The sequence below is a fragment of the Chitinophaga sp. genome (assembly GCF_039596155.1).
In the GTDB taxonomy this organism is placed as follows: domain Bacteria; phylum Bacteroidota; class Bacteroidia; order Chitinophagales; family Chitinophagaceae; genus Chitinophaga.
This window is the reverse complement of the sequence record NZ_JBCNKF010000022.1, coordinates 73634-85776: the sequence shown is the minus strand read 5'-3', so window position 1 is coordinate 85776 and position 12143 is coordinate 73634. Positions and strand designations below refer to the sequence as shown.

General features: G+C 44.1%; 10 protein-coding genes. 6 read left to right on the top strand and 4 right to left on the bottom strand.

Going from position 1 to position 12143, the window contains the following annotated elements; genetic code table 11:
- Positions 1 to 4: 4 nt before the first annotated feature.
- Positions 5 to 496 carry a YkgJ family cysteine cluster protein gene (locus ABDW33_RS20750; protein ID WP_343692015.1) on the top strand — a complete coding sequence of 164 codons (492 nt, stop codon included), beginning with the start codon at positions 5 to 7 and terminating at the stop codon, positions 494 to 496.
- A gap of 23 nt (positions 497 to 519) precedes the next feature.
- On the opposite strand, the gene ABDW33_RS20745 is transcribed toward ABDW33_RS20750, so the two are convergent.
- Complete coding sequence (locus ABDW33_RS20745) at positions 520 to 1785, bottom strand: MFS transporter (protein WP_343692014.1); 1266 nt, start codon at positions 1783 to 1785, stop codon at positions 520 to 522.
- Positions 1786 to 2064: 279 nt separating this feature from the next.
- Between ABDW33_RS20745 and ABDW33_RS20740 the strand changes: the two genes are divergently transcribed.
- Positions 2065 to 4191, top strand: a complete 2127-nt coding sequence (locus tag ABDW33_RS20740) for a carboxy terminal-processing peptidase (RefSeq protein ID WP_343692013.1) — start codon at positions 2065 to 2067, stop codon at positions 4189 to 4191.
- Positions 4192 to 4280: 89 nt separating this feature from the next.
- Here the strand turns inward: ABDW33_RS20740 and ABDW33_RS20735 are convergent, their stop codons facing one another.
- Together ABDW33_RS20735 and topA are read right to left on the bottom strand one after the other, a co-directional pair.
- On the bottom strand, positions 4281 to 5156 hold the full coding sequence (locus ABDW33_RS20735) for a transglutaminase-like domain-containing protein (RefSeq protein ID WP_343692012.1): 876 nt from the start codon (positions 5154 to 5156) through the stop codon (positions 4281 to 4283).
- Between the two features lie 113 nt (positions 5157 to 5269).
- Complete coding sequence (gene topA, locus ABDW33_RS20730; protein WP_343692011.1) at positions 5270 to 7624, bottom strand: type I DNA topoisomerase; 2355 nt, start codon at positions 7622 to 7624, stop codon at positions 5270 to 5272.
- Positions 7625 to 8008: 384 nt separating this feature from the next.
- On the opposite strand from topA, the gene ABDW33_RS20725 reads away from it, so the two are divergent.
- From ABDW33_RS20725 to ABDW33_RS20710, 4 genes are read left to right on the top strand one after another with little or no spacing between them, the layout of a single operon-like run.
- Complete coding sequence (locus ABDW33_RS20725) at positions 8009 to 8773, top strand: DUF2520 domain-containing protein (protein ID WP_343692010.1); 765 nt, start codon at positions 8009 to 8011, stop codon at positions 8771 to 8773.
- Positions 8774 to 8823: 50 nt separating this feature from the next.
- On the top strand, positions 8824 to 9345 hold the full coding sequence (locus ABDW33_RS20720; protein ID WP_343692009.1) for an HAD-IIIA family hydrolase: 522 nt from the start codon (positions 8824 to 8826) through the stop codon (positions 9343 to 9345).
- A gap of 21 nt (positions 9346 to 9366) precedes the next feature.
- Positions 9367 to 10308: a geranylgeranylglycerol-phosphate geranylgeranyltransferase gene (locus tag ABDW33_RS20715; protein WP_343692008.1), complete on the top strand. Its 942-nt coding sequence runs from the start codon at positions 9367 to 9369 to the stop codon at positions 10306 to 10308.
- Entirely contained in the window at positions 10308 to 10868 is a 561-nt protein-coding gene (locus ABDW33_RS20710; RefSeq protein ID WP_343692007.1) for a Maf family protein, read from the top strand. Before ABDW33_RS20715 ends, ABDW33_RS20710 begins: the two co-directional genes overlap by 1 nt.
- 84 nt (positions 10869 to 10952) lie before the next feature.
- On the opposite strand, the gene ABDW33_RS20705 is transcribed toward ABDW33_RS20710, so the two are convergent.
- Entirely contained in the window at positions 10953 to 12134 is a 1182-nt protein-coding gene (locus ABDW33_RS20705) for a homoserine dehydrogenase (protein WP_343692006.1), read from the bottom strand.
- Positions 12135 to 12143 lie beyond the last annotated feature (9 nt).

Here is a 12143-nt window from a genome sequence, read left to right as displayed (position 1 = left end):
GCAAATGGATGCATCACTAAATAACTGGAAGCAGCGGGCCACGGAGCAGCAAAAAGCCAATAAACAGTTTCTGCAAAAGCTACAGACCAAGAAGGGGAGGGGGGTGGATAAGCTACTGCCAGACCTGCATGAGGAGGCTTTTAGCCACATCGATTGTCTGCAATGTGCAGGTTGTTGTAAATCGATCAGTCCAAGGTTCAAAACGCCGGATTTAAAGCGCATTTCCAGGTACCTGGGTATGCGGGAATCGGCGTTCATTGAAACTTACCTGCGATTGGACGAAGATGGGGACTACGTGGTGAAGAGCAGTCCCTGCCCATTTTTAGGTGCGGATAACTATTGTAGTATCTACGATGTAAGGCCGGGTGACTGTGAGAACTATCCCTATACAGATAGTATTGAGTTTGTGAAGCGGCCCAATACTACTTACCTGAATAGTACCATTTGTCCTGCGGTCTTTTACGTGTTAGAGAAGTTGCGGGATATAGTGAAATAATGATGTTTCGCAGGTAACTCTCTTTATGCCTTTAGATCAAGTTTTCGCATCGCCGGCGAGATGATATAGGTAGTGATCACTACTCCCAGTGTTACACATCCACCAAACACGACAGATGGCACCAGTCCCATCATGCGGGCCATAAATCCACTTTCAAAAGCGCCCAGCTCATTGGAAGAACCTACGAACATGGAGCTGACCGCTGCCACACGACCCCTCATTTCGTCCGGTGTTTTTAATTGCAGGATAGTCTGACGGATAATCACACTGATTGCATCGAGTGTACCACTCAGCAATAAAGCGAAGAAAGACAGGTAGAAGTTTTTGGACAAACCGAATACAATAATGCAGATACCGAAACCGAATACAGCCGCCAGCAGTTTGATACCGGGTTTATGTACCAATGGCTTGTAAGCCAGTATAAACATCGTCACCAATGAGCCTAAAGCGACCGCAGATCTAAGCAGACCAAATTCAAGTGCCCCTGCATGCAATACATCGGAGGCAAATACGGGCAACATGGCTACCGCACCGCCGAACAGTACTGCAAACATATCCAGTGCCATGGCATTCAATACCACTTTGGTGTTCCATACAAAGCGCATTCCTTTGGTCAGTCCATCTATAAAGGTCTCACCTTTGGCTGCATAATGTACCGGTTTGGGTTTGATCATGATGAGGCTGAACAGTGGCAGCAAGAACACAGCTACCACGAGCAGCATAGACCAGTGTACACCAATGGCATATACCAGCAAGCCACCCAGGGCCGGACCTGCCATACTACCTATCTGCCAGGCACTACTGGCCCAGGTAGAGGCATTGGCATATAAGGCGCGTGGTACAATCAGACCTTGCAGGGAGAAGTTGGCCGGGCTTACAAAGGCACGGATAATACCTCCGCAGAACACCAGTCCATAAATGGCCATGAGGATATGATGAGTATCGTACCCTGCTACGGCTTTATCCCATGTAAGGAAGAACAGCCCGGTACCAATGATGACATAGGCGAATACGCACCTGAGCAGGATACCTCTTTTTTCTCTTTTATCTACAATGTGTCCCGCAAAAGGCGCCAGCAGTACTGCCGGGATGACTTCGGCAAGGCCTATGAGACCAAGTGCAAAAGGATCATGGTTAGAAAGCAGATTTACTTTCCACTCAATGACAATAAACTGCATTGTAAGCGCGAAAACAAGGGCGAATCGAATAATGAGGTAGTAGTTAAATTCAGGAAGACGAAGCGAAGCGTAAGGGTCGTTCTTGCTATTTGTTTGAGCCGGATTATCCACGTAATCAGTTTTAAAACCACCGCAAAAATATATAATTTGAATAAATGCGTGGATTTTAACTGATAAGCGGTATCGTTAAATTCAACAAGGAAGCTTAATTTTATAAGACATTGGTCTGGTTTTAGTAGCAAATAATCATGTTGAATGTGGCCACCAGCTCCTTTAAAATAGCGCCTATGCTACATTACCCTTTCTCAATCTTTTGTTAAAAGAAAGCTGCCATTCTAGCACAATGGGCAATTTTATGCTATATTTGATGATGTTCAATTAGGATTTTCTATGAGAAGAATGAAAGTGATTATACCAGTTATGCTGATCACCATCTCGATGGGAGTATTGGCTTTCAGCAAACTGCGTAAAGAAGACCCCCCTGGCAAAAATGAAGTAATCATTGGTCTGGTTGGGCAAATATTAAAAGACGGGCACTATCAGCCGAAGGCTATAGACGATAAATTTTCAAAGGAAGTCTTTGACAAGTTCCTCAAGAACCTGGACAGTGAAAAGAAATTCTTTCTGAAGAGTGATATCGAGAACCTCAAGCCATTGTCTACTCACATTGATAATGAGCTGATGGGTGAACCCCTGGATTGTTTCAATGCAATCAATGATCTGATCAAGAAACGTGTTGCTGAGGCAGCGGCACTTTATCCTGAAATCCTGGCTAAACCTTTTGACTTCTCTAAAGAAGAAAAGGTGACCCTTGATCCTGATAAGGTTGACTATCCTGCAGACGAAGCTGCCCGTAAAGAAGCGTGGCGAAAGGTGCTGAAGTATCGTACCCTGGAAAAATATTCTGAACTGGTAGAAGCCCGCGATAAGCAGGATAAGAAAGATACTGCAAAGGCAAAAACTGATGCTCAGCTGGAAGCCGAAGCACGTGCAAAGGTAAAACAGGTGTATGATCGCTACTTTGATCGCCTGAAGAACAGACAGAATGACAATGAGCGCTTCAGTACTTATGTAAACAGCATTACAGCTACCATGGATCCGCATACTGACTTCTTCCCTCCTGATGAAAAGAGAGCGTTCGAAGAGCAGATGGCAGGTAAATTCTTTGGTATCGGTGCACAGTTGCGTGAAGAAGACGGAAAGATCAAGATCGTAAGCATTGTAACTGGTAGTCCAAGCTGGAAAGAAGGTAACCTGAAGGCAAATGATGTGATCCTGAAAGTGGCACAGGGTGATAAGGAACCGCTGGACATTACCGGATACGCAGTGGAAGATGCCGTGAAGGTGATCAGAGGTGAAAAAGGTACCGTGGTAAAGCTGACAGTGAAGAGTGTAGATGGTACTATAAAAGATGTTTCTATTGTACGTGATGAGATCGTATTGGATGAAACATTTGCTAAATCTGCAATTATCGGTGGTCAACATAAAATTGGTTACATCTACCTGCCTGAGTTCTATGCAGACTTCCAGGACAGAAACGGAGCCCGCTGTGCAGAAGATGTGGCAAAGGAAATTACTAAGCTGAAGGCTGAAAATGTAGAAGGTATCATTCTCGATCTCCGCTTTAACGGTGGTGGTTCCCTGCAGGATGTGGTACAAATGGCTGGTCTGTTCATTCCGGATGGCCCGATTGTACAGGTGAAATCACGTACCGGCGATCCAATGGTATTGCGTGACCGTGATAAAAGTGTACAATATGGAGGTCCGCTGGCCATTATGGTGAACGAGTATAGTGCTTCGGCTTCCGAAATCATGGCAGCTGCTATGCAGGATTACAAACGTGCGGTAATTATTGGTAGTAACTCTACTTATGGTAAAGGTACCGTGCAGCGTATGTTCAGCCTGGATGAGTTCTATTCCAATAAAGAATTAGGACCGCTGGGTGCTATCAAACTGACACAGCAGAAGTTCTACCGTGCAAATGGAGGTTCTACCCAGCTGAAAGGTGTAAATTCCGATATCGTTCTGCCGGATCCATATTATGAAGTGGCTGAGCGTAAGGATAAGGATGCTTTGAACTGGGACGAAATTCCGAAGGCTAACTTCACTCCATGGGTAGATCCGGTACCAGTTGCTGCGTTGAAAGCGAATAGCGAAAAACGCCTGGCTGCCAACGAAGCCTTCAGGACAATGAATGAAAATATCGCTACCCTGAAGAAAATGGACGCGCAGGAAAGTTATTCCCTGAATTATCAGACTTATAAAACTGAGCAAAAGAATAACGCTAATGCCCTGAAACGCTATGATTCAGTCAATGACAAAGTGAAGGAACTGGACATTACCAGCCTGAAGGTAGATCTGGATAAGATCGGGAACGATACGTCCAAACTGGCTCGTAATAAAGATTGGTTGAAATTCAGGCAGAAGGATATTTACCTGGATGAAGCGGTGAATGTGATGAATGATCTGATTGGAATGACAGCTTCAAAGGTAAATGGCCGGTTAGCGAATAAATAAGATCGAGTGTAATACTTATATAAAAAAAGCATCTGTCTCAGACAGATGCTTTTTTTATATAGTAAGGTAACGACTGCTTTTAACTTTGTTTATTCACCCCCCAGAAGTCTGATCAGATTTCTGAGTTCCTCCTGCTTGTACATGTCTTTGTCATCCTGGAAACACTTAGATAATTCTTCCAGCAGGAATTGAATGATTCTTGTATTGGACTGTGGCGTGTAATAAGAAGGAGTAGGGGGGAGTGACATTCGCTTCAGGTAGTTTTCCACATCCTGATGGGAATAGATCTGCCCCTGAATAGGGTCGATAAAGAACAGGATGCGGTAATCGTCCGGACTGGCCGGCTCGGAAAAGTCATAGAAGCTATCGAAATAGGCGAGAATAAATTGCCGGGGAATATTCACCGCGTATACAGGCAGGTCCAGCATAGCGCAAAGGCTTTGGTAAACGATGCCATTAGTGAGCGGGTTTCCCTTCTTGGACTCCAGCACCTGATTAATAAAGAACTGGTTCTTCCGCACATACGCGACCTCTTCACCTTTGAGTCCGAAGTAATTGTAGATCATGCTGTTTAGCACATTGATCTGCTCAAGGGGAGTGAGGTAGTTATTGAGTTCCAGCCAGATATTACGCTTGATTTTTTCGATTTCGTTGAGGACGGAATTGGCCTGCATATCGGGAAACTGATAGCGGGCTACAAGGATAGCTCCCTGCAAAAGATCGGGGATTTCGGCTTTATTCCATTGAGCCAGCGCCATCTGGAGGTCCATGTAATGAACTCTGTGGATCAGTTGTTCTATCCTTTCCTGGATGGATTCATCAACAGTGTTCTCCCACAGATTTTCCAGGTTGGGAATGATCTCTTTCCCAAACAGTAATATCTTGCTGGCAACGGTATCATATACCTCCTGATCCGGATCGTCCAGGAGATGGAACAAAGCATTTATTTCTTTGGTCTCGTGCATAACAAATCTAAATGTGCCGATGTGCAAATATGCTAATCCGTGAATCATCCAGATAGTATATGACGGGACTTTCAGCCCTTATATACACACCGGCACATTCCTGTAATAGCACATTACTCAGCTTTTTTCTTTCTAGGAGGTGCTTTCTTCTTAGGAGGGTTGGCCTTCACATCTTCGATTATAGCTTTTGCTTCCTCCACTGTAATATCCGCAGCGGTATCGATCTTCTCCTTTGGTATCTTGTAGTTTCTTAAACCTTGTTTAATATATGGACCATAGGGACCTTTGAGTATCTGGATCTTTTCCTTTTCAAATACTTTGATCGTACGTTCATCTTTAGCAGTGCGTTTTTCCACGATCAGCGGGGCAATTTCATCGAGTTCCACTGTATATGGGTCCATTTCCTTTTTCAGGGAATAGAATTTCTTATCGTGTGCTGCATACGGACCGAAACGGCCTATATTCACTGTTACATCTTCGCCTTCAAATTTACCCAGATTACGGGGAAGTTTGAACAGCTCCATTGCTTCCTCTAAAGTAATGGTTTCAATGCTTTGTGTCGCCTTTAATTTTGCAAAACGAGGTTTTTCTTCATCTTCAGCCTTTCCGATCTGCACCATTGGGCCATAACGTCCCATACGTGCTACGATTGGTTTGCCGGTAGATTCTTCGGTACCCAGTTGTCTTTCTCCTTTCACCCTTTCAGCATTTTCCAGGGTATTTTCCACGTCCTTGTGGAAAGGAGTATAGAACTCGTTCAGCATTTTGTTCCAGATCTTCTTACCATGTGCAACTTCGTCAAACTCTTCTTCGATCTTGGCGGTGAAGCCGTAGTCCATTACATTGCCAAAGTATTGGCTGAGGAAGTCGGTTACGATCATACCCAGATCTGTTGGGAACAGTTTGGACTTTTCGGCACCGGTATTTTCAGATTCTGTTACTTTAGTGAGTTTGTCGGTTTTCAGTGTCAGTATGCGGAAGTCTCTTTTCACACCTTCTTTGTCACGTTTTTCCACATAGTTACGCTTCTGGATAGTGGTAATGGTTGGCGCGTAGGTAGATGGACGGCCTATACCTAGTTCTTCCAGTTTCTTTACGAGGCTTGCTTCCGTATAGCGGGGAGCAGGGCGGGTAAAGCGTTCGGTAGCTTTCATTTCCTTCAGATCCAGTACCTGTTTCAGTGTGAGTGGTGGCAGGGAACCGTCCTGTTCATCTTCTTCATTTTCATCTTCATCGTCCCGGCCTTCCATGTATACTTTCAGGAAACCATCGAATTTGAGTACTTCACCACTGGCGGTCAGCTCTTCGTGGTTAGTAGAGATATCGATTTTGGCGATTGTTTTTTCCAGTTCAGCATCGCTCATCTGGCTGGCAATGGTACGTTTCCAGATCAGTTCATACAGTTTACGGCTATCGCTGTCGTCTACAGAAGCGTTCTCCATGTAGGTTGGGCGGATGGCTTCGTGCGCTTCCTGTGCAGATTCGTTCTTGTTTTTGAACTTGCGGTGCTGGTGATAGCGCTGTCCGTAGTTGGTTGTAATAGCTTTCTGGATATCAGCCAAAGCGGTATCTGACAAGTTGACGGAGTCAGTACGCATGTAGGTGATCTTACCACTTTCATACAGTTTTTGTGCCAGCAGCATCGTTTTAGATACGCTGTAACCGAGTTTACGGCTGGCTTCCTGTTGAAGAGTAGAAGTGGTAAAGGGGGCGGCAGGAGATTTCTTGCCGGGTTTTACCTGAATATCTTTTACGGTGTAAGCTGCACCGATACATTGCTGTAGGAATTTCTCCGCATCTTCGGCAGTTTTGAAACGGGTTGGGCCTTCTGCCTTGAAGGTAATGTTCTTACCGTTCAGATCTTTGGCAATAAAGAAAGCTTCCACTTTAAAGCTGCTTACAGCGGTAAAACCATTGATCTCTCTTTCCCTTTCCACGATCAGTCTTACTGCGACTGATTGTACGCGACCGGCAGAGAGGTGGTTACGCATACTCATTTTACGCCAGAGCACTGGTGACAGCTCGAAACCTACGATCCTATCCAGGATACGTCTGGCTTGCTGCGCGTTTACCAGGTTCATATTGAGCAGTCGGGGTTGTTGCACGGCTTTTTCAATGGCAGGCTTCGTAATTTCGTGGAATACAATACGTTTTGTTATTTCCGGGTCTAATCCCAGTACCTCACACAAATGCCAGCTGATGGCTTCCCCCTCACGGTCCTCATCCGTTGCTAACCAAACCTCGTCGGTTGACTTGGCTAACTTCTTTAGATCCTTTACTACCTTCTCTTTATCGTCAGGGATAATATACTTAGGTTTGAAGTTATTGTTGATGTCAATCCCCATATCATCCTTCTCCAGATCACGGATGTGACCGAAGCAGGAAATGACCTCGAAGTCCTTGCCCAGTATTTTTTCAATTGTCTTGGCTTTGGCCGGAGACTCAACAATTACTAAATTTTTTGCCATGAATGCCGTCTTTATGTGCTACTAGATACGTAAAATTCCGTATTAAATTGTATAAACCGCTTTAAGTAAGTGCCTCAAAAATTAAGTGCTGCCTCTGGCGGGGGGATAGCCAACTGATCAAAAAGGGACCATCCGATTTTTGCAAGTATATAAAAGAAGTGGTAGAATAAAAAATCAGTCTCTTTTAAAACATTGAATATAAATGTAATATTTTTGGGAAATCCATTAAAAATGAACGATTAACAGTTTAATGGTTAAATTGCTGGATAACAACGCTGAACGGAAGGGAACGTGCTGTACCATATAATTGTATGAGCCCGGCGACCTAAAATTTGCTTTTATCTGACCGGTACACCATAATATATTAATAACCACTTTTACCCGATGAACATTGTAATTATTGGCGCGGGAAACATTGCGCATTGTTTCGGAACATCATTAAAAATAAACGGACACCAGATTTTGCAGGTTATTAGCCGGAAAAAGGAAAATGCGCAGGCATTAGCAGAAACTTTACATGCCTCAGCTAGTGACGACCTCCTGGATATCAATATGGAGGCGGATATATATATACTGGCAGTGAGTGACGCAGCACTACCAGAGCTGAATGAGGAGCTGAGGTTGGGTAAAAGGATTGTTTTGCATACAGCTGGAGCGGTGTCACTGGATGCCATTAAGCGGATCTCAACCCATACCGGGGTAATGTATCCGTTGCAATCTATCCGGAAGGAAGTGAAAAATCACCCAGCCATTCCTCTGTTGCTGGAAGCCAGTAACGACGAAGTGATGCGCAGACTACAATCTATTGCCCAGAGCATTTCATCGCAGATAGCGATAGTAGGCTCGGAACAAAGATTGCAGTTGCACCTGGGGGCGGTCTTCTGTAACAATTTTACGAATCACCTGATAGCAAGGGCGAAGCAGTTCTGTGAACAAAAGGGGCTTGACTTTACGCTCCTTCAGCCAATTATCAGGGAAACTTTTGACAGACTTGAGAAGTTTGCTCCTGAAAATGTGCAGACCGGTCCGGCCATGAGAAAGGATGAGGCCACGATGTCTAAACACATGGCACTAATTCAGGATCAACCACATTTGGCCGATATATACAGGGTGATGTCTGACAGTATTTATGATTTCTATAATGCCTGACATCAAAAATCTATACTACTTTTGCGCAATACGATATTTTAATAAACGCAATGAACGTTTTATCTCTTTTTAAGCCCATCACCACATTTGTGTTTGATGTAGATGGCGTGCTCACAGACGGTACTGTACAATTATTACCTAACGGGGAGCAATCGCGCAGGATGAACATTAAGGATGGGTATGCTTTGCAGCTGGCTGTGAAGAAAGGTTACCGCGTAGCCATCATTTCGGGTGGCCGCTCTGAGAGTGTAGTAAGCCGCCTGCAGGGATTAGGAATAAAGGATATTTATACCGGCATTACTGATAAACAGGAGAAGCTGCAGGATTACGTATTCGAGAATGAGCTGCAATGGGAGCAGGTCATTTTTATGGGAGATGATATCCCCGATTATCGTGCAATGCAGCTGGTAGGATTGCCGGTATGTCCAGCCGATGCTGTACCCGAGATCAAGAGTATTTCCCGTTATATCTCACCGGTAAATGGTGGAAACGGTTGTGTAAGGGAGGTAATAGAGAAAGTGCTGAAGCTCAATGGACACTGGACGATAGACGAAGAAATAGCCAGCCGCTAATTTGTTTCCAATTAATTGATTATGAAGTTACTGACAGCATTTTTCAGACTGGTAAGATATCCAAACCTTATTTATATAGCCCTCACACAATATTTATTACAATACTGTGTTGTAGCTCCGATACTCCATTATAATGGGGTAGAACCCTCTTTGTCTGTACCGTCTTTCTGCCTGCTGAGTTTTTCAACAGTGTTGATCGCTGCTGCCGGATATATTATTAATGACTATTTCGACATTAATATTGATATCATCAATAAGCCTGATAAAATGGTGTTGGATAAGGTGATCAACCGTCGCTGGGCGATGGCCTGGCATACCATTTTTAATCTTGCGGGGGTAAGTATCGGTTTTATTGCAGCCTGGAAGATCGGGCAGATTTACCTGGGTTTTACACAGGTATTGTGCTCCCTGCTGTTGTGGTTTTATTCCACATCTTTCAAGCGTCAGGCACTGGTAGGCAATGTGCTCATTTCCCTGCTCACGGCGCTTGCTGTGGTGGTGGTCGGTTTTTATGAAAAGCAGATCTACGAAAGCTTTGAGGCTATCATGTCGCCTGAGGGCAGAAAGCTTATTCAGATCATTGGTATCTATGCTGTATTTGCTTTTGTGATCTCGCTGGTGAGGGAGATTGTAAAAGACCTGGAAGATGTAATTGGAGATAGCAAAGATGGTTGCCGTACTATTCCCATTGTATGGGGAGTAGCGCCGGCCAAGAGGATCTGTTATGGATTGCTGCTGGGATTACAGGTACTGATCGTAGTGGTAGAAATCAGGGTAGCATTGATAGGCTGGTACATTGCGATCGCTTATCTGTTGATTTTTGTACAGGCCCCATGTTATTATATATTCTCTTTATTGAAAAAAGCACACTTGCCGGAACATTATCATAAAGTAAGTTCACTGGTGAAACTGGTGATGCTTTCGGGCATTCTGTCGATGGTATTCTTTAAATTATTTCTCTGATGTATACAGGCAAACGTGTAATACTGGGTAGTCAGTCGCCCCGGCGCAAACAATTGCTGGAGCAGGCAGGTATTCCTTTTGAAGTGAAAGTAGTGGATACAGCAGAAACATTTCCTGCTGATATGCATATACCTGATATTCCGGTGCACATAGCACGTCAAAAAGCAGCAGCTGTCGCGCCGCTGTGCCAGGAAGATGATATCATTATTACAGCTGATACGGTGGTCGTGCTGGATAATACAATCATAGGGAAGCCCAGAGACAGGGAAGATGCAATACGTATACTGAGTGCATTGAGCGGAAGAGAACATCGTGTAATAACTGGTGTGATCATTCTGCGTGATGGTCAGGAAGAGGCTTTTTCAAAAGAAACAGCGGTACACTTCAAGCCATTGACAGCGGAGCAGATCATTTATTATGTAGATAACTATAAGCCCTACGATAAAGCGGGTGCCTATGCAATTCAGGAATGGATTGGTGCTGTAGGAATAGATAGAATTGATGGTTGTTTTTACAACGTGATGGGATTACCTGTGAGCAATGTCGTAGAAAAATTATAAATAATAAACGGCGCCCTGATCAGAGCAGGGACGCCGTTTCATTTTGGTTGGTTAATACCTTTATACTTCCTATTAACGCAATTTCTATTCCAGTACCAGCAGGTTTACATCTGGATTTTTCAACCACTTCGCTTCCTTCAGTTTTTCCAGGTTGATTACCCCAACAATATAACGCCAGGTAGAGGATTCATATTTTTCAGAGATATTGTAGAAGTCTGGCAGATGTACCTGATCGGCTGTGCGGTAACGCAGGTAGATCTTTAACTGCACATCGTTCGTAAAGGCCGGAGAGTTTGCCTGTCTGATCTTCTTATATTCGTATCTGTAATTGTATGTCAATGCAGATATATCGGACAATACTGCGCTACCTGTAGCGGTACCCCCCGCACCTTTGCCTACAAAGAACTGTTTATCTGTGAATGCACTTTCGAGCAGGATACCATTGTATTCATTGTATACATCATACAGGAGGTTATGTTCCTTGACGAGGTGTGGTAACACAGATGCATTCACGCTACCATTTTGTCTTCTGCAACCGGCGATAAGTTTTACAGTACAGTTTCTTTGTTTGGCAAACTGAATATCGAAATCGTTCAGGCGATGTATGCCAAAGTTGAATACTTCCTCTGGTTTTACGAAGGTGCCAAAAGCATGTAACAGTAAGATCACGATCTTGAATTTAGGATCGTAGCCTTCGATGTCCAGTGTAGGATCTGTTTCTGCAAAGCCAAGCTCCTGTGCCTTTTGAAGGGCTACGTCAAAGCTTTGATTCTCTTCGAAGATCTTGGTAAGGATGTAATTTGTAGAACCATTACAGATACCTTCTACTGCATTGAGCAGGTCATTGTCGTAGTACTCTTCGAGATTGCGCACGATAGGAATACTTGCGCAGCTGGATGCCTCATAGAGGAAAGGTACTTTGTTTTCTACCTGCAGCTGATAGAGGGCAGGCAGGTTTTCGGCGATCATACGTTTGCTGGCGCTTACCACTGCTTTCCCATTACGCAGTGCAGTGCTTACGATTTCGAAAGCTGCTTCTGTTTCATTGATCAGTTCCACTACCACGTCGATGGTAGGGTCCTGTAAGATATCGTTCTTGTCTGTAGTAAAATAGCTGGCGTCAATTGGACGAGGCTTATTGGGGTCTTTGATACATATTTTCTTAATACGCGCATTGATACCTTTAGTTCTGTTCAATACTTCGTAAAGTCCTTGTCCCACACAACCAAATCCGAAAATACCCAGATTGATAATTTTGTTTTCCATGTTCTATAC